At 69.8% G+C, this 22,137-nt stretch carries 21 protein-coding genes; 10 read left to right on the plus strand and 11 right to left on the minus strand.

Features of this window, described 5'->3' with window-relative positions:
* Positions 1-189: 189 nt before the first annotated feature.
* On the minus strand, positions 190-1,548 hold the full coding sequence (locus AC07OZ_RS15060; RefSeq protein ID WP_495467901.1) for an MFS transporter: 1,359 nt from the start codon (positions 1,546-1,548) through the stop codon (positions 190-192).
* A gap of 291 nt (positions 1,549-1,839) precedes the next feature.
* Between AC07OZ_RS15060 and cyoA the strand changes: the two genes are divergently transcribed.
* From cyoA to AC07OZ_RS15110, 10 genes are all read left to right on the plus strand, one after another.
* Entirely contained in the window at positions 1,840-2,850 is a 1,011-nt protein-coding gene (cyoA, locus tag AC07OZ_RS15065; protein WP_495467902.1) for a ubiquinol oxidase subunit II, read from the plus strand.
* A 64-nt stretch (positions 2,851-2,914) separates the two neighbouring features.
* Positions 2,915-4,909 carry a cytochrome o ubiquinol oxidase subunit I gene (cyoB, locus tag AC07OZ_RS15070; RefSeq protein ID WP_495467903.1) on the plus strand — a complete coding sequence of 665 codons (1,995 nt, stop codon included), beginning with the start codon at positions 2,915-2,917 and terminating at the stop codon, positions 4,907-4,909.
* Positions 4,910-4,931: 22 nt separating this feature from the next.
* The gene (cyoC, locus tag AC07OZ_RS15075) at positions 4,932-5,555 is read left to right on the plus strand and encodes a cytochrome o ubiquinol oxidase subunit III (protein ID WP_495467904.1); all 624 of its coding nucleotides are present in this window, start codon (positions 4,932-4,934) and stop codon (positions 5,553-5,555) included.
* The gene (cyoD, locus tag AC07OZ_RS15080; RefSeq protein ID WP_495467905.1) at positions 5,552-5,947 is read left to right on the plus strand and encodes a cytochrome o ubiquinol oxidase subunit IV; all 396 of its coding nucleotides are present in this window, start codon (positions 5,552-5,554) and stop codon (positions 5,945-5,947) included. Before cyoC ends, cyoD begins: the two co-directional genes overlap by 4 nt.
* Positions 5,947-6,723, plus strand: a complete 777-nt coding sequence (locus AC07OZ_RS15085; protein ID WP_495467906.1) for an SURF1 family protein — start codon at positions 5,947-5,949, stop codon at positions 6,721-6,723. Before cyoD ends, AC07OZ_RS15085 begins: the two co-directional genes overlap by 1 nt.
* Positions 6,724-6,733: 10 nt before the next feature.
* Positions 6,734-8,143 (plus strand): ATP-binding protein, encoded by a 1,410-nt coding sequence (locus AC07OZ_RS15090; RefSeq protein WP_495467907.1) that lies wholly within the window; start codon positions 6,734-6,736, stop codon positions 8,141-8,143.
* On the plus strand, positions 8,130-8,702 hold the full coding sequence (locus AC07OZ_RS15095) for a response regulator transcription factor (protein ID WP_088406185.1): 573 nt from the start codon (positions 8,130-8,132) through the stop codon (positions 8,700-8,702). The genes AC07OZ_RS15090 and AC07OZ_RS15095 overlap by 14 nt, the downstream gene beginning before the upstream one ends.
* An 87-nt stretch (positions 8,703-8,789) precedes the next feature.
* Entirely contained in the window at positions 8,790-9,083 is a 294-nt protein-coding gene (locus tag AC07OZ_RS15100; protein ID WP_495467908.1) for a nucleotidyltransferase family protein, read from the plus strand.
* Complete coding sequence (locus AC07OZ_RS15105; protein ID WP_495467909.1) at positions 9,080-9,262, plus strand: HepT-like ribonuclease domain-containing protein; 183 nt, start codon at positions 9,080-9,082, stop codon at positions 9,260-9,262. The genes AC07OZ_RS15100 and AC07OZ_RS15105 overlap by 4 nt, the downstream gene beginning before the upstream one ends.
* A 10-nt stretch (positions 9,263-9,272) precedes the next feature.
* Entirely contained in the window at positions 9,273-9,443 is a 171-nt protein-coding gene (locus AC07OZ_RS15110) for a HepT-like ribonuclease domain-containing protein (protein ID WP_495467910.1), read from the plus strand.
* A gap of 78 nt (positions 9,444-9,521) precedes the next feature.
* Here AC07OZ_RS15110 and AC07OZ_RS15115 read toward each other — a convergent pair whose 3' ends face one another.
* The 10 genes from AC07OZ_RS15115 to AC07OZ_RS15160 all read right to left on the minus strand — a co-directional run bounded on the left by AC07OZ_RS15115 (position 9,522) and on the right by AC07OZ_RS15160 (position 22,054).
* Positions 9,522-9,989, minus strand: coding sequence for an outer membrane lipoprotein (locus tag AC07OZ_RS15115; protein WP_377157203.1), 468 nt, complete (start codon positions 9,987-9,989; stop codon positions 9,522-9,524).
* Positions 9,990-10,227: 238 nt separating this feature from the next.
* Positions 10,228-10,788, minus strand: a complete 561-nt coding sequence (locus AC07OZ_RS15120) for an HNH endonuclease (protein WP_495467989.1) — start codon at positions 10,786-10,788, stop codon at positions 10,228-10,230.
* A 201-nt stretch (positions 10,789-10,989) separates the two neighbouring features.
* Entirely contained in the window at positions 10,990-11,724 is a 735-nt protein-coding gene (locus tag AC07OZ_RS15125) for a response regulator (protein ID WP_495467911.1), read from the minus strand.
* A 102-nt stretch (positions 11,725-11,826) separates the two neighbouring features.
* The gene (locus AC07OZ_RS15130) at positions 11,827-14,805 is read right to left on the minus strand and encodes a response regulator (protein ID WP_495467912.1); all 2,979 of its coding nucleotides are present in this window, start codon (positions 14,803-14,805) and stop codon (positions 11,827-11,829) included.
* Positions 14,802-15,938 carry a chemotaxis-specific protein-glutamate methyltransferase CheB gene (cheB, locus tag AC07OZ_RS15135; protein WP_495467913.1) on the minus strand — a complete coding sequence of 379 codons (1,137 nt, stop codon included), beginning with the start codon at positions 15,936-15,938 and terminating at the stop codon, positions 14,802-14,804. The genes AC07OZ_RS15130 and cheB overlap by 4 nt, the downstream gene beginning before the upstream one ends.
* Positions 15,935-18,016: a hybrid sensor histidine kinase/response regulator gene (locus AC07OZ_RS15140; RefSeq protein ID WP_495467914.1), complete on the minus strand. Its 2,082-nt coding sequence runs from the start codon at positions 18,014-18,016 to the stop codon at positions 15,935-15,937. Before AC07OZ_RS15140 ends, cheB begins: the two co-directional genes overlap by 4 nt.
* Before the next feature lie 16 nt (positions 18,017-18,032).
* Positions 18,033-19,493 (minus strand): CHASE3 domain-containing protein, encoded by a 1,461-nt coding sequence (locus tag AC07OZ_RS15145; protein WP_495467915.1) that lies wholly within the window; start codon positions 19,491-19,493, stop codon positions 18,033-18,035.
* A gap of 16 nt (positions 19,494-19,509) precedes the next feature.
* Complete coding sequence (locus AC07OZ_RS15150; protein WP_495467916.1) at positions 19,510-20,088, minus strand: chemotaxis protein CheW; 579 nt, start codon at positions 20,086-20,088, stop codon at positions 19,510-19,512.
* On the minus strand, positions 20,085-21,506 hold the full coding sequence (locus tag AC07OZ_RS15155) for a CheR family methyltransferase (protein WP_495467917.1): 1,422 nt from the start codon (positions 21,504-21,506) through the stop codon (positions 20,085-20,087). Before AC07OZ_RS15155 ends, AC07OZ_RS15150 begins: the two co-directional genes overlap by 4 nt.
* Positions 21,503-22,054: a chemotaxis protein CheW gene (locus AC07OZ_RS15160; protein ID WP_495467918.1), complete on the minus strand. Its 552-nt coding sequence runs from the start codon at positions 22,052-22,054 to the stop codon at positions 21,503-21,505. The genes AC07OZ_RS15155 and AC07OZ_RS15160 overlap by 4 nt, the downstream gene beginning before the upstream one ends.
* Positions 22,055-22,137 lie beyond the last annotated feature (83 nt).

Raw genomic sequence — 22,137 nt, forward strand, 5'->3', positions numbered from 1 at the left:
ATTCTAATTAGTTAGCTTGCTATCTAATTCAGTAGGGTCATTCCGGTCGAACGCATGTCGCGCAAGCGGGCGAGGGCAAAGGAAAACGGCCGATCTCCCGATCGGCCGTTGCTTTTTCGCGTCGCGGGCTGTCAAGCCCGTGTAGCGACTTCGGGCGTCAGTCGCGCAGGGCGTCCGACGCCGCGGGTGTCAGTCCTTGTCCTTCATCGTGAGCATGCGGTTCGTGCGCAGCGCCACCAGCGTGACGATCGCGCCCGACAGCAGGTAGGCGGTCACCGCCCACAGCCCGAACTTGGCCGACAGTCCCAGCGCCACCAGCGGCGCGAAAGCCGCGCCGATGATCCAGGCCAGGTCCGAAGTCAGCGCCGCGCCCGTGTAGCGGAAGTGGGGCAGGAAGTTGGACGTCACCGCGCCCGAGGACTGGCCGTACGACAGCCCCAGCAGCACGAAGCCCACCAGGATGAAGATGTTCTGGCCCATGGTGCCGCTGTCCAGCAGGATGGGGGCGAACAGGCTGAAGATGCCGATCGTCGTGGCCAGCATGCCCAGCGTGCTGCGCCGGCCGATGCGGTCGGCGATCAGCCCGGAGATGGGCATCGCCCCCGCCGCCAGCAGGGCGCCGATGATCTGCACGACCAGGAACTGGGTGACGTTCTGGTCGCCGTACAGCATCACCCACGACAGCGGGAACACCGTGACGATGTGGAACAGCGCATAGCTGGCCAGCGCCGCGAACGCGCCGATGAACAGGGTGGCGCCCTGCTGCTCGAACAGCTCGTCGACGTCGCAGGGGTCGAGCTCATGCTCCTCGAGGTTCTTCTCGTACTCGTGCGTCACGACCAGGCGCAGCCGTGCGAACAGCGCCACCACGTTGATCGCGAACGCGGCGAAGAACGGGAAACGCCAGCCCCAGCTCAGGAAGTCGATGGTCGCCAGGCTGCTCCACAGGTAGGCGTAGAGCGCCGCCGCGATCAGGAAGCCGATCGGCGCGCCGAGCTGCCCCAGCATCGCGTACCAGCCGCGCCGGCCCTCGGGGGCGTTCAGCGCCAGCAGCGAGGGCAGGCCGTCCCAGGACCCGCCCAGGGCCAGGCCTTGCCCGATCCGGCACAGCGCCAGCAGGCCGATGGCCGCGCCGCCCCAGGTGTTGAACCCGGGCAGTACGGCGATCGTGCAGGTCGAGATGCCCAGCAGGAACAGCGCCACCGTCAGCTTCACGCTGCGGCCGAAGCGCCGCTGGATCTCCATCCCGACCAGCGTGCCGATTGGGCGCACCACGAAGGCCAGCGCCAGCAGGGCGAAAGCGTACAGCGTCCCCTCCAGCCGCTCCATGTGCGGGAAGAAGATCGACGGGAACACGAGGACCGAGGCGATGCCGTAGACGAAGAAGTCGAAGTACTCCGACGCCCGCCCGATGACCACGCCCACCGCGATGTCGCCCGGGGCGACCGCGTCCTGTTCCTCTTTCGTGGCCACCCCCGTGCCTCGCGGCAGCGGCTGGCCCACGGTCGCCAGGTGTTGCCCGGCTGTTGGAAGGGTGCTGCTGTTCATACGTCTCCTACCTGGGACAAAATGTCCAATAGTTAGCTTTGGTCAATCGGGCAAAATCTGCGCCCGGCGTGCAACGGTCGACAAGTGTCGTTTTCCCCTTTATCGCTTTCCCTTCGGAAGAAACCCCACCAGGTTTTCGATGACGGGATCCTCCTGCAAAGGTAAAGCGAAGGAGGGGGTTCCGCGTGAACTACGCCTGATGGTCTGCTGAGTCCCATGTACCTCAAAGCATCTGCAAAAACAAGTCCCGCCGGCCCCCTCCGGTCACTGGCCCGTCTCGGGCTGCTGGCCATGGCGCTGCCCCTCACCGCCTGCAACATGGTCGTGATGAAACCTTCGGGCGACATCGCGAACCAGCAGGCGCAGCTCATCGTCGCATCGACGCTGCTGATGCTGCTGATCATCGTCCCGGTGATCATCCTGACCCTGGTCTTCGCCTTCCGCTACCGCGCGTCCAACACCCAGGCGACCTACTCGCCGGAGTGGGACCACTCGACCCGGCTGGAACTGATCATCTGGGGCGCGCCGCTGCTGATCATCATCGCGCTGGGCGCGATGACCTGGATCAGCACCCACAAGCTGGACCCCTTCCGCCCGCTGGAGCGGCTGGACGCGCAGCGCGCGATCCCCGCCGGCGTCGAGCCGCTGAACGTCGAGGTCGTGGCGCTGGACTGGAAGTGGCTGTTCATCTATCCGGACCAGGGCGTGGCGACCGTGAACGAACTGGTCGCGCCGGTGGATCGCCCGATCCACTTCAAGATCAGCTCGTCCACCGTGATGAACGCGTTCTACGTGCCCGCCATGGCCGGCATGATCTACGCGATGCCCGGCATGCAGAGCCAGCTCCACGCCGTGATCAACAAGCCCGGCGTGTATGACGGCTTCTCGTCCAACTTCAGCGGCGACGGCTTCTCGCACATGCGCTTCAAGTTCCACGGCCTGTCGAACGACGAGTTCGCCGCCTGGGTCGAGCGCAACAAGGCCGACGGCGTCGCGCTGACCAAGGAGCTGTACCTCGATCTCGAGAAGCCCTCCGAGCGTCAGCCGGTGCGCCGCTTCTCCAGCATCGCCCCCGGCCTGTTCGACGCGGTCGTCAATCGCTGCGTCGACGGTTCCAAGATGTGCATGGGCCAGATGATGGCCATCGACGCCGCCGGCGGCGGCGGCAAGGGCGCCATCGACGGCCTGGCCAGCAAGCCCTGGAGCAACGAGCAGAAGCGGATCTTCGTGGCCGCGCTGTGCACGCCTGACAACGCGGGGCAGTACGCCTCGCAGTGGCAGGCCTCGGCCACCCGTAACTGACCGGCGTCCCCGGCGCGCGCTGTGAGCAGCCCCGCCGGGATCGCAAGCACTACCGAGATCCAAGATGATTGACGTCCAAAAGCTCATCTTCGGGCGCCTCAGCCTAGAGGCGCTTCCGCTGCACGAGCCGATCCTGATCGGCACCTTCGCGATGGTCGCCCTGGGCGGCCTCGTGATCCTCGCGCTGATGACCAAGTTCCGCCTGTGGGGACCGTTCTGGCGCGACTGGGTGACCAGCATCGACCACAAGAAGATCGGCGTCATGTACATCGTGCTGGGCCTGGTCATGCTGCTGCGCGGCTTCGCCGACGCGCTCATGATGCGCGCGCAGCAGGCCATCGCCTTCGGCGACCAGCTGGGCTTCCTGCCCCCGCACCACTACGACCAGGTCTTCACCGCCCACGGCGTGATCATGATCTTCTTCGTGGCGATGCCGCTGATCACGGGCTTCATGAACTACGTCGTGCCGCTGCAGATCGGCGCGCGCGACGTGGCCTTCCCGTTCCTGAACAACTTCAGCTTCTGGATGACCACCGGCGGCGCCATCCTGTGCATGGCCTCGCTGTTCGTCGGCGAGTTCGCGCGCACCGGCTGGCTGGCCTATCCGCCGCTGTCGGGGCTGCTCGCCAGTCCGGGCGTGGGGGTGGACTACTACATCTGGTCGCTGCAGGTCGCGGGGGTCGGCACGACGCTCTCGGGCATCAACCTGATCGCGACCATCATCAAGATGCGCGCGCCGGGCATGACCATGATGAAGATGCCGGTCTTCACCTGGACCTCGCTGTGCTCGAACATCCTGATCGTGGCCTCGTTCCCGATCCTGACCGCGGCCCTGGCGCTGCTGTCGCTGGACCGTTACGTCGGCACCAACTTCTTCACGACCGATCTTGGCGGCAACGCCATGATGTACATCAACCTGATCTGGATCTGGGGCCACCCCGAGGTCTACATCCTGGTGCTGCCGGCCTTCGGCATCTTCTCTGAAGTGGTGTCCACCTTCAGCCAGAAGAAGCTGTTCGGTTACGCGTCCATGGTCTACGCGACCGTCGTGATCACGATCCTGTCCTACCTGGTGTGGCTGCACCACTTCTTCACGATGGGGTCGGGCGCCAGCGTCAACTCGTTCTTCGGCATCACGACGATGATCATCTCGATCCCGACGGGCGCGAAGATCTTCAACTGGCTGTTCACGATGTACCGCGGCCGCATCAAGTTCGAGGTCCCGATGTACTGGACCGTCGGCTTCATGGTCACCTTCGTGATCGGCGGCATGACGGGCGTGCTGCTGGCGGTGCCGCCGGCCGACTTCGTGCTGCACAACTCGCTGTTCCTGATCGCCCACTTCCACAACGTGATCATCGGCGGCGTGCTGTTCGGCCTGCTGGCGGGCATCTCGTTCTGGTTCCCGAAGGCCTTCGGCTACAAGCTGGATCCGTTCTGGGGCAAGTGCTCGTTCTGGTTCTGGCAGATCGGCTTCTTCGTCGCCTTCACGCCGCTGTACGTCCTCGGCCTGATGGGCGTGACGCGCCGCATGAGCCACTTCGACGATCCGTCGTTCCAGATCTGGTTCCAGATCGCCGCCTTCGGCGCGCTGCTCATCGCAGCCGGCATCGGCAGCTTCCTGATCCAGCTGGTGGTGAGCTACTTCAAGCGCGACCAGCTGCGCGACTTCGACGGCGATCCGTGGCAGGGCCGCACGCTGGAGTGGTCGACCTCGTCGCCCCCGCCGCAGTACAACTTCGCGTTCACGCCGGTGGTCCACGACCACGACGCGTGGCACGACATGAAGACCCGCGGCCACCAGCGTCCGGTCGGCGGCTTCAAGGAGATCCACATGCCGAAGAACACCGGCGCCGGCGTGATCCTGGCCGGCCTGTCGACGCTGTTCGGCTTCGCCCTGATCTGGCACATGTGGCTGGTGGCGGGTGTCGCCTTCGCGGTGACCGTCATCGCGGCGATCGTCCACACCTTCAACTACAAGCGCGACTACTACATCCCCGCGGATGAAGTGGCCCGCACGGAAGAAGCCCGCACCAAGGTGCTGGCCGCCCAGGCCTGATTCCGCAGCGAGCGAACTCCAAATGCAAGCAACGACCCTGACGAACAACACCGGCGCGCCGGTGTTCTACGACAACGGCGACCACCACCCGCAGCACGGCACGCTGCTCGGGTTCTGGATCTACCTGATGAGCGACTGCCTCATCTTTGCGGTGCTGTTCGCGACGTATGCGGTGCTGGGCCGCAGCTACGCGGCCGGCCCGTCGGGCGCCGACCTCTTCGACCTGCCGCTGGTGGCGCTGAACACCGGTTTCCTGCTGCTGTCTTCGATCACCTATGGCTTCGCCATGATCAAGATGCTGGGCAACAAGAAGACCGGCACGCTGGCCTGGCTGGCGGTCACCGGCATCCTGGGCCTGTGCTTCCTGGCGGTGGAACTCTATGAGTTCGCGCACCTGATCCATGAAGGCGCGGGTCCGCAGCGCAGCGCCTTCCTGTCCTCGTTCTTCACGCTGGTCGGCACGCACGGCCTGCACGTCACCTTCGGCTGCATCTGGCTGGTCACGCTGATGATCCAGGTGAGCAAGCTGGGCCTGACCAAGGAGAACAAGCGCCGCCTGATCTGCCTGTCGATGTTCTGGCACTTCCTGGACGTGATCTGGATCGGTGTCTTCACCTTCGTTTATCTGATGGGAGTGCTGCCGTGAGCAACAGCCACCAAGACCACGGTCACGGGCACGATGCCCACGGCCACGACGATCACGAGGACGTCGGCTACCACGCCACCGTCAAGGGCTACCTGATCGGCTTCCTGCTGTCGCTGATCCTGACGGCGATCCCGTTCTTCCTGGTCATGACCAAGTCGATCTCGTCATCGGCGGCGATGGGCATCGTGCTGCTGGGCTTCGCGGCCGTGCAGATCGTGGTCCACATGGTCTATTTCCTGCACATGAACTCGAAGGTCGAGGGCGGCTGGTCGATGCTGTCGCTGATCTTCACGATCGCCGTCGTGGTGATCATGCTGGCCGGCTCGATCTGGGTGATGTTCCACCTGAACAGCAACATGATGCCGGTCCACGACATGCGCAACATGCCCTGATGACCGCGTTCCTCACGGAACCGCAGCGGCCGCGCCGCGGCATCGCCTTCTGGGCGCTGCTGCTGGGCGCGGCCCTTTCGTTTGCGGTGTTCATCGCGCTCGGCGTCTGGCAGGTGCAGCGGCTGGCGTGGAAGGAAGACCTGATCGCGCGGCTGGACAAGCGCCTGGCCGCCGCGCCCGAGCGCGCGCCCGGCGCGGACCGCTGGGACGCGATCACGAAGGACGGCGACGAGTACCGCAAGGTCGCGCTCACCGGCACCTTCGACCATTCGCGCGAGACGCTGGTGGGCGCGAGCACCGAGCTCGGCACCGGCTACTGGGTGCTGACGCCGCTGCGCACCGAGCGCGGCGACTGGGTGCTGGTGAACCGCGGCTTCGTGCCGCCGGAGTTCAAGGCCCGCGCGTCGCGCACGGCGTCGGAGACGCAGGGCGAGGATCGCGTCATCGGCCTGCTGCGGCTGACGGAGCCGGACGGCAGCCTGCTGCGCAAGAACGTGCCGGCGGAGGACCGCTGGTACTCGCGCGACGTCGGCGCGATCGCCAAGGCGCGCCAGGTCGTCGAGGGGCCGGTGGCGCCGTACTTCGTCGATGCCGCCGCAGCGGACGACCAGACGCGATGGCCGCGCGGCGGGCTGACGGTGGTGCGCTTCAACAACCATCATCTGCAGTACGCGCTGACGTGGTTCGCGATGGCGGCGATGCTCGCGGGCGTTGGCTTCTGGCTGTGGCGCGCGGAGCGCCGACGCGCTGCCAACCCCGGCGCGGCCCAGGACTGAGGCCGCGACCATGCCGCTGAGCCGTCCCGATCCGGACGACGACCACCCCGACGACAGCCGTTATCTGGACGGCGCCGCGGGCGCGCTGGGTATCGAGGACTCCTCGGGCGAAGGCGCGCTGCAGGCAGGCCGCAACAACCTCCAGCAGCTGGTGCAGCTGCGCTGGCTGGCGGCGGCGGGGCAGTTCGGGACGGTCCTGTCGGTGCACTTCGCGCTGCACATCCGGCTGCCGATGCCGGAGATGCTGACGCTGCTGGCGATCCTGGTGCTGTTCAACGTGGCCTGCTGGCTGCGCACGCGCTGGGTGCCCAGCGTGCGCAACGCCGAGCTCTTCGCCGGCCTGCTCGTCGACATCGCGGTGCTGAGCGGCCAGCTGTACTACAGCGGCGGCGTCACCAATCCCTTCATCTTCCTGTTCCTGCTGCAGATCGCGGTCGGCGCGGTGCTGCTGCCCTCGCGCTACATCTGGTTCACGGTGGCGGTGACGGGCGGCTGCTTCGTCGCGCTGACGCAATGGCACCAGCCGCTGCTGGTGCCGGACATGGAAGGGCTGGCGCTGCCGACGCACTACATCGGCGGGCTGCTGATCTGCTTCGCGATCAACGCGGCGCTGCTGGTGATCTTCATCCAGCGCATCGGGCGCAACCTGCGCCAGCGCGACGCGCGGCTGGCCGACCTGCGCCAGCGCGCCGCCGAGGAGGAACACATCGTCCGCATGGGCCTGCTGGCCTCGGGCGCGGCGCACGAGCTCGGCACGCCGCTGGCGACGCTGTCGGTGATCCTGGGCGACTGGTCGCGGATGGCGCCGTTCGCTGGCGATCCCGAACTGCGCGAGGAGATCGAGGAGATGCAGATCCAGCTGCGCCGCTGCAAGGCGATCGTCAGCGGGATCCTGATGTCGGCGGGCGAGCTGCGCGGCGAGGCGCCGACGGTGACGACGCTGCAGGTCTTCCTCGACGACCTGACGGCGCACTGGCGCGCGACGCGGCCCCATCACGGCCTCGAGTACCTGCCGGCACCGGACCTGCCGAAGGTGCGCATCGTGTCGGACGTCGGCCTCAAGCAGATGATCGACAACGTGCTGGACAACGCGCTCGAGGCCGCGCCAGGCCGTCCCGTGACGTTGCGCGCGCTCGCCGAGGACGGTGAGCTGGTGCTGCGCGTCAGCGACCGCGGCGACGGCTTCCTGCCGGAGATGCTGGAGCGCTTCGGCAAACCCTATCAATCGAGCAAGGGCCGGGCGGGCGGCGGGCTGGGGCTGTTCCTCGCGCTGAACGTGGTGCGCTCGCTGGGCGGAAAGCTGCAGGCGCGCAACCGGCTGGCGGAGGAGGGGGGCGGTGCCGAAGTGGAAATCCGGATGCCCCTGTCCGCACTGGCGCCCTTGGGACTCCCTGACAATGCTGCCCATGACCACGGATGACCTCGCCGCGGATACCGACCGCCTGCTGCTGATCGTCGAGGACGACGATGCGTTCGCGCGCACGTTGTCGCGCTCCTTCGAGCGCCGCGGGTACCAGGTGCTGCGCGCGACCAGCGTGGAGCAGGTGCAGAAGCTGCTGGCCGACCGCGGTCCGGAGGAGGCGCCGGAGTACGCGGTCGTCGACCTGAAGCTGGCGGGCGGCGGCTCGGGCCTGGCCTGCGTGCAGACGCTGCACGAGCACGACCAGGAGATGGTGATCGTCGTCCTGACCGGCTATGCGAGCATCGCGACGGCGGTGGAGGCGATCAAGCTGGGCGCGCGGCACTACCTGGCCAAGCCGGCGAACACCGACGACATCGAGGCCGCGTTCTCGCGCGCGCAGGGCGATGCCGAGGTCGAGGTCACCGACCGCGCGACCACGTCCATCAAGACGCTGGAGTGGGAACACATCCACGAGACGCTGGCGGCGACCGACTTCAACATCTCGGAAACCGCGCGGCGGCTGGGCATGCACCGGCGCACGCTGGCACGCAAGCTGGAGAAGCAGCGGGTGAAGTGATTCCGCAACACCGCTCGTTTTGGGCGCGTCGGAGCGGACTTATGCTTTTCTGACTGCGGTGATGTTGCCGCAGCGGAAGGAGCGTGAATGAAACCCTCTGAAGCACTCGCCTTGAAGCGGGATCAACTGGGCGCCATCGTGGCCCGCTATCCCACCACGACGAACCTGCGTGTCTTCGGTCCAGTGGTGCGCGGCGAGGACCGAGAAGGCGGTGATCTCGACTTCCTGGTTGACGCACTGCCTGGCGCCAGTCTCTTTGAACTAGGTGGTCTCCAACTCGATCTGGAAGAGTTCCTGGGCGTGCCTGTGTGTTTGCTGCTTCCCAGCGAGGTGCCGATCAGGTGTCGCAGCCAGGCGATAGCCGAGGCGCAGCCTATATGAGCGCTTTGGGGCTGATCGACCACCTGAATCACATGCAGGAAGCGGCGGCTCTCGCCTGTAGCTATGTGGACGGCATGAGCAAAGCCGATTTTCTGGCCGACAAGAAGACGCAGCATGCGGTGCTTTTGAATATCCTGGTGTTGGGAAGAAGCTGCCGCGCGCCTGCTGAAGGAGTATGAGCCGTTCGTGATGGCGCACGCTCTCGTGCCGTGGCGTCTCATGAAGGGCATGCGCAACCGCATCGCCCACAGCGCCGGCGACATCGATGTCAACGTGGTATGGGAGGCCATGGACGTGCACATCGTCACCCTGCTGGAACAACTTCCAGCGTTGCGAGTTGCCGCGATCAGCGAGGGCTGACGTTGGATCCAGAAACGACAGAAGGGGCCGGGAGGCCCCTTCGTCGTGATGAGCGTTCAACGCTCGGCTGAGCAGTGCTCAGTTCGTACGCGTCGCCTGCGGCGCGCGCATCACGCGCGACTTGCCGCCCGTGGTGACGATGATGACCGGCTCGCCGGAGGCGAAGTTCTCGTTGCCTTGAGCCTGGACGATCGCACGACGTTCGCCGTTGCGCAGCTGCAGCAGGATCTCGACAGCCTGTTCCTTCGTCGTGCTGCGCTCCACCGCGTTGCCCAGCGCCGCGCCGGCCACCGCGCCCAGCACGCCGACGATCACGCCCTCGCGGCTGCCGCCGACGCTGCCGCCGGCCACGCCACCCGCCACCGCGCCCGCGACGGCGCCGACGCCGCTCTGCGAGCCGTCCACCGTCACCGGCCGCCAGGACAGCACCGTGGCGTCCTGCACCTGCGACAGGCGCTGCGCGTCGCCGCGCTGGATCACGTCGGGATTCGTCGTCGTGCAGGCGGCCAGGGCCACCACCATCGTGGCAATCAGCAGCTTCTTCATCTCAGTTCTCCAATCGATGCACGGCCAACGAACAGCTGTGGGCCTACGTTGACCAGGCAACAAGTCTTTACCTCGACGGCATGCGGCATGCCGTACCCACAACGGGCATGAGACGACTCTACAGGAGTCGGCTTTGGAGGCTCTTAAGCAGAGGTGAACGACTGCAACGCCAGCGCGGGCAAGGCGCCGCTCACAGGCGGGGTGCAGTGCGGCCGATGACGCCGGGTGGCGGCGTGCGCTAGAGCAGATACAGGCGCGACGACTTCGGCACGCTCGCCAGCAGGAACTCCATCTGGTCGGCCACGATGCGGCGGCCGCGCAGGATCATGTCCTCGTGCAGGCTGGGCACGTAGGGCAGGTAGAGCAGCGCCATGTGCGCCTCTTCCGGCGTGCGGTTGCCCTTGCGGCCGTTGCAGGCGCGGCAGGCGGTGATGCAGTTCATCCAGGTGTCCCGCCCGTTGCGCGACACCGGCTGGATGTGCTCCCGCGTCAGCAGGTCGGCATGCAGCACATGCCCGCAGTAGGCACAGACATGCCGGTCGCGGGCGAAGAGCTTGAAGTTGGACAGCGCCGGCGCCTGTCGCCATGCACGGCTCGGGACCGCGCCGCGGACCGCCACGATCGGATGCAGCTCGATCCGCGATTGCAACCCGGTCAGCCGCTGGTAGCCGCCGCGCAGGACGTGGAAGGGCGCGCCCAGCGTCCACGCGATCGCGTCGCTGGCATACAGCACCGCTGCTTCCTTCGACGAAATCCAGGCCTGCGGTCGGCCCGAGATGTCCAGCTGCAGAACGTCCACGGTCATTGACCTCCTGCGACAGAGAGTAATCCAGTCGGAGGGGGCAACTCAAGTGCCGGACGGGCACGGTGGTGCCGCCGAGACGATATTTCAGCTGTTCGCCGAACTTAGGCGCCCGATGGCCGAGGTTCAAGTCGGGGAATGACCGGGATCTGCTGACCCGTTCGGGTCACGCCTGCCGGTCGCGCTGTCGTCACGCGCTCAGGCAGGCAATTTCCCCAATGCCCGGAGCTCGGCGACCGCCACCAGGCCGCCGGCGGACAGCGCGTCGTCCGGCAGCCGGGCCTGTCCCAGCCGCGAATCCGGCGCCAGCACGTCCAGCCGTTCCCGCAGCGTCGGCGTGTCGTCGCTGTCGATCTGGACGACGCACAGTTGGGCGTCGCCCGGCGCGCCGCTCCAGCCGACGAGGTCCGCGCCGTCGAGCCCGACGATCAGTTGCGCGGCCAGCGGAGGAAGCGAGGCGGCCGGGCCGGCGATCACGTGCACCACGACCTCCGAGCCGTCCCGCATCGCCAGCTTCACCGTCTGGTCCAACCGCTCCCGCAGCGCCGCCGCGGAGAGCGGTTCCGGCGCGGGCACCTCCGTCTGGCCGGTGAGATGGCGCAGCATCACGTCGAGTTCCTCGGCCTTGTCGAAGAATCCGTTCGCGCCCGCCGCCAGCACCGCCGCGCGGTACGCGTCGGTCTGGTGCGACAGCACGTGGACCTGCCCCGCATAACCCTGCTTGCGCAGCGCCTTCAGCACTGCCAGCCCGGAGCCACCCTGCGCGAGCGACAGGTCCAGCAGCACGGCGTCCGGCCGTAGGTGACCAATCAAGGTCAGGGCGGTGGCTTCGTCGGCGGCTTCGCCGACCACGCGCAGTCCGGGCACCGTGTCGAGCCGCTGCAGCAGCTGGCGGCGGATGGTCAGCGAGTCCTCGACGAGGACGATGGTCATGGGGATCGCGGTGGCTTGCATCGTGGCGTCGGGTTCACCGCGTCATGCGGTGTCCTCGGAGGGTCAGGGGTTCAAGAATCCGGTCATCCGGCGCGGCCGGCGTCAGTCGTCCAACGGGTCCAGGTCGCCCCAGCTCGTGCGGCTGATCGCACGCTTGACCTCGTCCATGAAGTGGCCCTGCGGGTTCGCCGGCGTGCGTGCGCCCGACGCCGGCGCCGGTGCCGCAGCCGCGTCGGCGGGATCGCGGACGGCGGTCGCGCGTTGCACGTGCCGGTTCAGCAGCTCGCGATCGCGCGTCGTCAGCTGCGAGGCCGCGACGACGATCACCGGGATCGCCGCCGTCAGCGGATCGCGCTGCAGCGCCTCGACGACGCCGATGCCGTCGACCTCCGTCATCAGCAGGTCCAGCACGATCAGGTCGGGCACGTGGCGCCGCGCCAGCTCGATGCCCTCCTTGCCGCCGGTCGCGCGCAGCACCGAGAAGCCCGGCTGCGACAGGTGCGCGCTGAGCGATTGCAGCTCGCCCGGCGCGTCGCTGATCGCCAGCACCAGGAACTTGCGCGTGGCCGTCGGCTTGAAGCCGAGCATCTCCAGTTCCTTGCTCAGCGCCTTGCGCGACACCGGCTTGTGGAGCACCGCCGCCGCGCCCAGCGACAGCGCCACCTCCTGCCCGCCATCCACCGACACCACCACCACCGGGATGTGCGCCCAGCCCGGCAGGTTCTTCAGGCGCGACAGCAGCTCCCAGCCGTCCAGCCCGCCCGGCAGGTTGACCTCGAGCGTGATCAGGTCGGGCCGCAACTGCGGCGCCAGCTCCAGCGCCGCCTCGGCCGACGTCACGTGGCGGACGCGGAAGCCCGCCGCGTTCAGCTGCGTCTGCATCAGCGCCGCGGCCGGCTCGTTGTGCTCGATCACCAGCGCCAAGGGGCTGGCGCCCGGCTCCTCCGGCAGGATGACGTCGGGGACCACCGGATCGCGCCACGGCAGCCAGCAGGTGAAGCAGCTGCCCTTGTCCGGCGCGCTGCTCACCGCCACCGCGCCGCCGTGCAGCTGCACCAGGCGCGCCACCGTGGCCAGGCCCAGGCCCGTGCCCTCGACCTTGTGCGTCAGCACGTTGCGGACCTGGTTGAACGGCTGGAACAGCTTGTCCAGACCCTCCGGCGGAATGCCGATGCCGTTGTCGGTGACGCTGATCTGGATGAATTCGCCGTACTCGCTGTCCGGCAGCTCCGAGCGCCGCCCGTCCGCGAAGCCCGGCAGCGCCTCGCGGGCGCGCAGCCGAGTCACGCGGCGTGCCTCGAGCCGGATGTTGCCGCCCTTGGGCGTGAACTTGGCGGCGTTGGACAGCAGGTTGTAGATGATCTGCCGCAGCCGGCGGCGGTCGACGCACAGCCGCTGGCCGCCGCCGACGCCGAAGAAGTCCATCTGGATGCGGTTCAGCCGCGCGCGTTCCTGGACGATCGCCAGCGCATCGCGCAGCAGCTCGTCGAGGTCGACCGGCTCGATGTCCAGGTCGACCCGGCCGGCCTCGATCTTGGCCATGTCGAGCAGGTCGTTGACCAGCGAGAGCAGGTGTTGCCCCGCGTTGTGGATGTGGTTGCAGAACTCGGACTGCCGCTCGCTGACCGGCCCGGCCGCGCCGTCGCGCATCAGCTGGGCGAAGCCGATCACCGCATTCAGCGGCGTGCGCAGCTCGTGCGACATCGTCGACAGGAACGCGGTCTTGGCGCTGCTGGCGCGGCTGAGTTCGGCATTGAGCTGTTCCAGCGCGTCGTTGCGCTGCTGCAGCACGGCCAGCAGCTCCGCGCGGCTGTCGGCCAGGTTGCGGGCGGCGCGCGCCTCGGCGGCCTCCATCGCGTTGCTGTGCAGCTCGGCATGGACGCGGCGGGCCTCGTCCTCGAACTGCTTGCGCCGCAGCTGCGCGCGCAGCCGCGCCTTGAGCAGCTCGACCTCGCCGTTGGCCTTGACGACGTAGTCGTCCGCGCCGGCCTCGAGGCCGGCCAGCATCGATGCCCGCCCTTCGAAGGCCGTCAGCAGCACGACCGGGATGTCGCGCAGGGCGGGCGCGGACTTGATGCGGCGGCAGGTCTCCAGCCCGCCGATGCCCGGCATCTGCACGTCCAGCAGCACGGCGTCCACCGGCTGCACCGCGAGCAGCTCCAGCGCCAGCTCGCCGGTGCCGGCGGCGATCACGTCGTAGCCGTCGTCGCGCAGCGTCGCGCCCAGTTCCGCCAGCACGTTGGCGCTGTCGTCGACCAGCAGCAGCCGTTTGGGGCCGAGCAGGCTCGCGCCCTGTTCGGGCAGGCTGGACTTGGCGCTGCGCAGCATCGCGGCGACGCGCGCCAGGATCAGGTCCACGTCGTCCTGCTTGCGCGCGAAGGCGTCGGCGCCGGCTTCCAGCGCGCGCAGTTCCGCTTCCGGTCCTTCGTCCGCGGTCAGCAGCAGGCAGGGCGTGTGGCGCAGCGCCGGGTCCAGCCGCAGCCGGCGGATCACCGCGGCACCGTCGATGCCCGGCATGTGCTGGTCGACGATGACCGCATTGGGCCGCAGCGCGGCGGCCTGGCGCAGGCCTTCCTCGCCGTGCGCGGCCATGTAGATGTCGTAGCCGTGCGGCTCCAGCGCTTCGCACAGCGCTTCGCGGAAGGTCTCGCTGTCGTCGATCAGCAGCACCGAGGCGACGTGCGGTTCCGGCGTCTGCACGCGCGCCTGCCGCTGGCGCACCAGCTCGCGCGCGCGATCCACGACGTAGGTGCGGTCGTAGGGCTTGCCGACGTACTCGTCCGCGCCATGCGCGATGCCGCGCAGCCGGTCGCCCGCCAGCGAGGCGTTGGACAGGATCAGCACGACGCACTCGCCGCCGCCCTGCGGCGTGGCGCGCAGCTCGGCCAGCCAGCTGCCGCCGTCGCCGTCGGGCAACTGGTTGTCCAGCAGGACCAGCGCGGGCATGCCGTCGGCCAGCGCGGCCCGGGCCTGCGCCAGCGTCGCGCACTCGACGCAGTCGAAGCCGGCGTCCTCGAGCGCCTCCCGCAGATCCATCCGGACCGTCAGGCTGTCCTCGACGATGAGGGTTCTCTTGTTCATGTGTGGGCTCCTCCCCAGTCCATGCCGCTCAAGCCCAACAGGGCGGGGCCGATGTCGGCCAGCGGCAGCACGCGCTCGGCGGCGCCCAGCTGGGCGGCCTCCCGCGGCATGCCGTACACCATCGAACTGGCTTCATCCTGTGCCAGCGTCGCGCCGCCGGCCCGCCGGATGGCGAGCAGGCCCTGCGCGCCGTCGCGTCCCATGCCGGTCAGCAGCGCCGCGGCCACCCCCGGGCCGAACTCCGCGGCCAGCGATTCGAAGAGCTCGTCCACCGACGGCCGGCACGAGTGCCGCGGCGGTGTGTGGACAAGCTCGATCTGTCCGCCGCGCACGACCATGTGCACGTCCGGCGGCGCCAGGACCACCTGGCCGGCCAGGTCGCGCAGGCGCTCGCCGCCGTGGGCGTAACGCACGCGGTGCGGCGTCTGCGCGTCCAGCCATTCGGCGAAGCCGCGGCTGAACACGGCGTTGATGTGCATCACGATCAGCACCGGCAGCGGCGCGGGCGCGGGCAGCGACTGCAGCACCTTCATCAGCGCGCCCGGACCGCCGGTGGACGCGCCCAGCGCCAGCACCGCGCGGTGCGGCATCGGCGGGGGCGCCGGCAGGCGCGCGGCGGGCCGGCCGCCGATGCGCGCCCGCACGTGCGTGATGACGCGGATGCGCGCCACCAGCCGCAGCAGCGTCACGTAGCGCTGCTCCCATTCGCCCTCGGGCTGGCCGGCGCTGGGTTTCTCCAGCACCTCGACGGCGCCGGCGGCCAGCGCCTCGTAGGTGCGCAGCAGCTCGCCGCGGTTGGTCGACGACGAGACGATCAGGATCGGCGTCGGGCAGTGGGCCATGATGGCCTCGGTCGCCGCCTGGCCGTCCATGCCGGGCAGCATCATGTCCATCGAGACGACGTCCGGCCGCAGCTGCTGGCACAGCGCCACGGCCCGCGCGCCGTCGTGGGCCTCGCCCACGACCTCGATGTCGGGCTGCGCGGCCAGCACCTCGCGGATGTGCGCCAGCACGGTGATCGAGTCCTCGACCACCAGCACGCGCAGCACCTTCGCCGACGGCGGCGCGCTGCCGCCCAGGCCGCCGATGCCGCCGCTCGATGCGCCCGTGCCGGTGCCCGTACCGCCGCTCATGTCGAGGCTCCTTGCAAGGGCGCGCCACTCGTGGCGGTGTCGGCCGAGCGCGCGACCAGCCGCGCGACCTGCGCGAGGAACTCGTTCTGCGCGAACTCGCCCTTGACGATGTAGCCGTCCGCGCCGACGGCCTTGCCGCGCGCGAGGTCCTCCGGCGCGTTGCGCGAGGTGACCAGCACCGCCGGGATGTCGCGCAGCGCCGCGTCGGCGCGGATGCGCGTCATGAATTCGAATCCGTCCATGCCCGGCATCTCCACGTCGCACAGGATCAACGCATACCGTTCGCGCTTCGCGGCCTCGAGGCCGTCCTCGGCGGAGGCGGCCATGTGCACGCGATACCCGGCGGCTTCGAGGATGCTCTGTTCCAGCATGCGCGTCGTCAGCGAGTCGTCGATGACCAGGATCGTGCCGGTGCGCGCCGGTGCCGCGACGGGACGCGGACGCGCCTGGCGCGCCGCGGCGATCAGGCCCTCGGGCGCGAGTACCGGCACCGGCTGTTGCGCCGCGTCCAGCGCCAGCCCGGAGATCAGCGGCGACACCGGCAGCAGCGTCGGCGGCGGCCGCAGCACGACGCTGGTCACGCCGTCCAGCGAATCCACGCCCAGCACCGCGCGCTGTCCGCCCGCGCGCAGCACCAGCGCCGAACGCGGCGGGGGCGCCGCGACGCCGGGACGCAGCGCCTCGGCCAGCGAGAGATGGGGCAGCAGTTCGTCGCCCACGGCCACGTGCGAGCCGGTCAGCACCGGGCGCTGCAGCACGCATTCGACGGCCTCCAGCGGGACCCAGGCCGACACGCTGCCGGCGCACAGCCGGATCGCGCGCAACGCGGCCAGTTGCAACGGCACGCAGAGCTCGACGGTCGTGCCTTCGCCGCGCCGGCTGCGCAGCGTCAGGCGGCCGCCGAGCCGGTCCGCCGTGTCGCGGACCACGTCCATGCCGACGCCGCGGCCGGCCAGCGAGTCGACACGACGCGCCGTGCTCAGGCCGCCGCGCAGCAGGCGGTCGATGAGCGCCTCGTCGTCCAGGTACGCCGCGCCGGCGATGCCCTTGTCGACGGCGGTGCGCCGCACGGCGTCCAGATCCAGTCCGGCGCCGTCGTCGGCACAGCAGAACAGCACCTCGCGGCCGCGGCGTTCGATGCGCAGCTCGATGCTGCCCTGCGGCGGCTTGCCGGCGGCGACGCGCTCGGCCGGCGGCTCGATGCCGTGCGCCACGGCGTTGCGCACCATCTGCACCAGCGCGCCGGAGATGGTGTTGAGCAGCGCCGCTTCGAGCTTCACGTCACCGCCGTGGCCCGTCAGACGGGCCTGCTTGTCCTGGGAACGGGCGGCATCGCGCGTCGCGCGCTGCAAGGGCGCGAACAGCTGCGAGGCCGGCAGCAGCCGCAGCTGCTCGGCGCTGTCGCGCAAGGCGACGAGCTCGCGCGCGAGCTGGCGCGCGCCGCGTTCGATCTGGTCCTCGATGCGGGCGAGCGGTCCGGCCAGCGTCTCCTGCTGGCCTTGCAGCGCGCCGCGCAATTCGCGCAGCAGCATGCCGGCGCGTTCCAGCGGCGCAAGGTGACCCTGCGTGCGCGCGATGTCGGCGAGCAGCCCGTCGAGCTCCTCGGGCATCAACTGCGGGATGGTCAGCAGCGCGCCGACGGGATCGTCGACCGGCTCCGGCTGCGACGCTGGCTCCGCGGCGGACGCCGGCCCGGAAGACGTCTCGGCCTTCGGGCTTGAGGCGGCGGTCCACGACCGGACCGGTGTCGGTGGCGCAGCCGCCGCGGGCGCATCGAGCGCCGTGATCGACTCCTCCGCCGCGTCGATCAGCGCCAGCAGCGCATCGAGTTCGGCGCGCCCCGGCGCGTCGCCGCCGTCGCGCAGCGGGGTCAGCAGGTCCTCGATCGCATGCGCCTGCGCCGCGATCGCGGGCAGGCGCACGACGCTGGCGGCACCCTTGAGCGTGTGGGCCAGGCGCAGCAGCTTGTTCGGCAGGTCGGGCGCGGGCGCCTGCTCGGCGGCGAGCACGGCCTCGCTCATCTGCCGCAGCAGATCGCGGGCTTCGACGCGGAAGAAGCGGTAGGGGTCCTTGGCCACGGCGCGGGTGTCCCGGTCAGGTGGGCTGGGCCTGCACCAGGCGCAGCAGGTCGCGCGACATCTCCGCCAGCTCGGTGGCCGTCTGCGAGGTCTGCCCGGAACTGGCCTCGGTCTCGCGTGACGCCTGCGCGGTGTTGGACAGCGCGACGTTGAGCTGCTCGACGGCGGTGGCCTGCTGCTTGGTGGAGAGCTCGATCTCGCGCGCGGCATCGGTCGTCGTGACCACCTGGCCGGCGATCTTGGCGAAGCTCGCCGCCACGTCGTCGAACTGGCGCGCCCCCGCGTCGACCGCCTTGGACCCGGTCTCCGTCGCCATCACGGTGGTGTTGACCGCGCCGCGCACGTCGTCGATCTGGAGGCGGATCTCCTTGGTCGATGCCGTCATGCGGTCGGCCAGCTTGCGGATCTCGTCGGCGACGACGCTGAAGCGCCGGCCGGCGTCGCCGGCCACGGTGGCCTCGATCGTCGCGTTGATCGCCAGGATGTTGGTCTGCTCGGCCAGTTCGCCCACCAGGTCCAGCACGACCCCGATCTGCTGGGACTTGCGGCCCAGGTCCAGCATGTGGTCGACGACGAGGTCGATCTGCCGCCGCATCGCGGCGATGCTCTCGCGCGCCGACTGCAGCGTGCCGTCGCCCGTGCGCGCCAGCCCGGCCGTCTGCTCCGCGATGACGACGACGCGCTGCGCGCTGTCGGCGATCTGGCGCGAGGTCGCCAGCAGCTCGGAGATGGTGGTCGAGATCTCGGTCATCGACGTGGCCGTCTCGCGCGCGCCGGCGGCCTGCTGGTTCGCGGCGGCCTGCAGCTCCGCCGAGGAGCGCTGCACGTGCTTCACGGCCGTGCCGACCTGGCCGCTGAGCGCGCGGCTCAGCGTCAGCGCCGCGATCAGCACCAGCAGCGCGCCCGCCACCGTGCCCCAGACGATGACCCCGCGCACGGTGGCGGCGGTGGATTCCACGTCCCGCGCGCGTTCGCGCAACACGTCGTTCTCCTCCTCCTCCATCTGGCCGATGACCGCCCTCAACTCGTCCATGCGGCGCTTGCCCTCGCCCAGCGACACCGTCTTCAAGGCCGCGTCCAGACCGCTGGCGCGGCGCGTGTCGATGCGGTCCTTGTGCAGCTGCATGAGCCCGTCGATCATCGTGGCCGCCTGGTTGAGCCGGGTCTGTTGCGCCGGGTTGTCTCGGATGGAGGCCTTGAGCTCCGCCAGTTCCCGCGGCACGTTGGTGAGCGCGCCGCGATAGGGCTCAAGGTAGGACTCCTCGCCGGTGAGCAGGTAGCCGCGCTGCGCGGTCTCGGCGTCCTTCATCAGGCTCAGCACCGTGCCGATGTGGCCCACCGCCGAGTGCGTGCGGCTCACCTGGTAGCTGGTCTGCGTCAGCACGTCCACGCCGCGATAGGACAGGATCCCGATGAGCAGCAGCAGCGCGAAGGACAGCGCGAAGCCCACCGACAGCTTTCTTCCGAAGGTCCACATGGCACGGTTCTCCCTGTCATCGGCCGGCGGCGCCGGCGCTTGTTGTCGTCGTGAAGGTCGCGGCGGGGGCGTCCTGGCCGGTGGCAGGGTGGACGTCCACCTGCGCGTGTGCCGAGACGGCCGCGATCAGGCCGTCGAGCTCGATCAGCGGGCGCAGCGCGCCGCCGCAGCGCACGGCCCAGCCGGTGCCGGCGGCGTCGCTCTGCTGCAGCCGGTCGCCGGCGGCGAGCCGCCACTGGCCGTCGAATCCCTCGAAGGCGAGCGCCAGCGGCGCGGCGCGCGCGATCGCCCACCAGCGGACGACGCCCGCGGGGCCGCGACCGATCAGCGCCTGCAGGTCGTACAGCGGCAAGACCTGGCCCTGATGACCGGCGAGTCCGAGCAGCCCGGGGGCGGCGGCGGGATACGGGGCGGCGGGCATGGCGGGTGTCAGTCCGGCCAGGTCGGCCAAGTTCAGGGCGAACGGGTCGCCGGCAATCCGTATGCCCAGCACGTCGAGCACCGCCTCCTCGTCGGCATGGCGGCGGGGCTCGCCGAACGAGCGGTCGAAGGACTCGCGCCATTCGGCGAGCAGTTCGCGGGACGCTTGCGTCATGCGCGGGTCTCCTGCATCTCGTCGCGGCACAGGCGCCGCAGGTCGTCGCGGTCGAAACCGCCGCCGAAGCGGCGCAGCCGCTCGGGCGATTCGTGAGCCAGCAGTTCCAGGGCGCGGCGCAGCTCGCGGTGCGCGGCGATGATCTCGCCCCGGCGCCGCGCCAGTAGGCCCAGGCGCAGATGTGGCAGGGCGAAGGCGGCGTCCTTGGCGGCGGCGCGCTGGTGGTGCCATTCAGCCGCGGGCAACTGGCCGCGCTCTTCCATCGCCAATCCATGGAGGAAGAGCCCCTCGGCCTGCAGCGCCGCCGGCGTGCCGGGCGCGATCAGCCGCGCGCAGGCGCGCAGGCCGTCTTCCACCTGGCCGGCTTCGATCAGCTGCAGCGCCTCGTCGAGCAGGGCCTGGTCGGCGTCCTCGCCTGGAGGCGGGAGGTCGAGGCACGAGACCGTGTCGCCAGCCCCGGTCGGCCCCGTCCGCTCCGGCGGATCCGCTGCCGCGGCGGCAGACGCGGACGCACCGTCCGCCCATGAGAAGGGCCACGACGGCGCCGTCTCGGGCGCTTCGCGCCGGTAGAAGAAGCACCCGTGCGCCTGTCGCAGCACGAGTCCGGCTTCCTTGGCCTCGGCGGTGCCGCGCAGGGTCTCGGCGTGGCCCAGGAACAGCACGCCGCCCGGCGTCAGCGCGCCGGTCAGGTTGCGGATCGCCTGGCGCAGCGCGGCGGGCTCGAAGTACATGAGCACGTTGCGGCAGAAGATGATGTCGAAACTGCCGGGCGCCCAGAACGCCGCGTCCGGTTGGCCGAGGTGACGCTGCGCGAAGCGCACGCGTTCGCGGATCGCCGGCAGCGGCGTCCACAGGCCGGGATCGTCGACGCGACGGAACCAGAGGTCGCGCTGCTCCTGCGGCGTCGCGCGCAGGCTCCACTCGCCATAACGGGCCGCCGCCGCCCGGGCCAGCGCGGCCGGATTGAGGTCCACCGCGAGCACGTCCCAGTCCACGCCCTGTGCCTGCAGGCCGGCGCGGTGAAGGGTGATCGCGAGGGTGTAGGCCTCCTCGCCGCTGGCGCAGCCGGCGGAAAGCGCGCGAAGCCGCCCGTGGTGCGCGGCGTCCGAGGTCCCGCGCGTCAGCAAGGGCAGCAGATCGAACCGCAGCGCGTCGAACTGCTCGGGATGACGGAAGAAGAAGGTCTCGCCGACGGTCAGCTCCGCCGCCAGCGCGTCGAGCCGGGCGCGCGTGGGCGCCAGCTCCATCTGGTCGAGGAAGCGCTCCGGACTGACCGGCCCCGCGACGCGCATGAGCGCCGCGGTGAGCCGGTCATCCTGTCGTTCGTCGAAGTGGAGTCCCAGCCGGGCGGCGAGCAAGGCACGCAGCCGCGGCAGCAACGGGGGAAGGTCGAAGGCGGCCGGCGCGGCGCGCGTCATGAGCCGGTCCCCGCTCTGGCCGGCGGCGTCCCGTCGCGCGGCGATCCATCGAGGTCGTGGAGCGCCGACAGCGCCTCTTCCGGCAGCAGTCGCGCCTGGTCGAGGACGGCGATCAGGTCGTTGTCGCGTTCCGCCAGCGCGGCGATGGCGCCGTGCTCGCGATCACGCAGCAGCGGGGGCAGGGCGCGGACCTCATCGGCGGACAGCACCTGCAGGCCGAGCACCTCGGTGACGGCGAGCGCGACGCGGCGCGTGCCGGCATGGACGACGACGTAGCGGCGAGGCAATGCCACGGCGCCTGCGGCATCGGTGGCAACGGCGTCGACGCCGAGCAGGGCGGCCAGGTCGAGGACCGGCAGCCAGTCGCCGCGGATGCGCGCCAGCCCCAGGACATGGACCACCGGCGACGCCAGCGGCCGCAGCGGCTGCGGCCGCAGCGTCTCCTCGACGGCGTCCAGCGGCAGGCCGCACAACCGGGCCGCCACCCGGCACACCAGAACCCGAAACACGCCAATCGCGCCGCTCGCGCCATTCGATGGCTTGTGCATTCTTCTGGCTCCCTGTTTGCGCCAGTCTATGCCGGCAGCCGGCGGGCCCGCATCGTCGAAGGTCACTCCGGCGCACGCGCCCC

The organism is Roseateles sp. GW821-FHT09G03, from assembly GCF_059416045.1.

Excerpts from the sequence above, each read along its gene's own strand:
- AC07OZ_RS15060 (WP_495467901.1), bottom strand. The coding sequence starts at position 1,548 with ATGAACAGCAGCACCCTTCCAACAGCCGGGCAACACCTGGCGACCGTG.
- cyoA (WP_495467902.1), top strand. The coding sequence starts at position 1,840 with ATGGCGCTGCCCCTCACCGCCTGCAACATGGTCGTGATGAAACCTTCG.
- cyoB (WP_495467903.1), top strand. The coding sequence starts at position 2,915 with ATGATTGACGTCCAAAAGCTCATCTTCGGGCGCCTCAGCCTAGAGGCG.
- cyoC (WP_495467904.1), top strand. The coding sequence starts at position 4,932 with ATGCAAGCAACGACCCTGACGAACAACACCGGCGCGCCGGTGTTCTAC.
- AC07OZ_RS15085 (WP_495467906.1), top strand. The coding sequence starts at position 5,947 with ATGACCGCGTTCCTCACGGAACCGCAGCGGCCGCGCCGCGGCATCGCC.
- AC07OZ_RS15090 (WP_495467907.1), top strand. The coding sequence starts at position 6,734 with ATGCCGCTGAGCCGTCCCGATCCGGACGACGACCACCCCGACGACAGC.
- AC07OZ_RS15095 (WP_088406185.1), top strand. The coding sequence starts at position 8,130 with ATGACCACGGATGACCTCGCCGCGGATACCGACCGCCTGCTGCTGATC.
- AC07OZ_RS15100 (WP_495467908.1), top strand. The coding sequence starts at position 8,790 with ATGAAACCCTCTGAAGCACTCGCCTTGAAGCGGGATCAACTGGGCGCC.
- AC07OZ_RS15105 (WP_495467909.1), top strand. The coding sequence starts at position 9,080 with ATGAGCGCTTTGGGGCTGATCGACCACCTGAATCACATGCAGGAAGCG.
- AC07OZ_RS15110 (WP_495467910.1), top strand. The coding sequence starts at position 9,273 with ATGGCGCACGCTCTCGTGCCGTGGCGTCTCATGAAGGGCATGCGCAAC.
- AC07OZ_RS15115 (WP_377157203.1), bottom strand. The coding sequence starts at position 9,989 with ATGAAGAAGCTGCTGATTGCCACGATGGTGGTGGCCCTGGCCGCCTGC.
- AC07OZ_RS15125 (WP_495467911.1), bottom strand. The coding sequence starts at position 11,724 with ATGACCATCGTCCTCGTCGAGGACTCGCTGACCATCCGCCGCCAGCTG.
- AC07OZ_RS15130 (WP_495467912.1), bottom strand. The coding sequence starts at position 14,805 with ATGAACAAGAGAACCCTCATCGTCGAGGACAGCCTGACGGTCCGGATG.
- cheB (WP_495467913.1), bottom strand. The coding sequence starts at position 15,938 with ATGAGCGGCGGTACGGGCACCGGCACGGGCGCATCGAGCGGCGGCATC.
- AC07OZ_RS15145 (WP_495467915.1), bottom strand. The coding sequence starts at position 19,493 with ATGTGGACCTTCGGAAGAAAGCTGTCGGTGGGCTTCGCGCTGTCCTTC.
- AC07OZ_RS15150 (WP_495467916.1), bottom strand. The coding sequence starts at position 20,088 with ATGACGCAAGCGTCCCGCGAACTGCTCGCCGAATGGCGCGAGTCCTTC.
- AC07OZ_RS15155 (WP_495467917.1), bottom strand. The coding sequence starts at position 21,506 with ATGACGCGCGCCGCGCCGGCCGCCTTCGACCTTCCCCCGTTGCTGCCG.
- AC07OZ_RS15160 (WP_495467918.1), bottom strand. The coding sequence starts at position 22,054 with ATGCACAAGCCATCGAATGGCGCGAGCGGCGCGATTGGCGTGTTTCGG.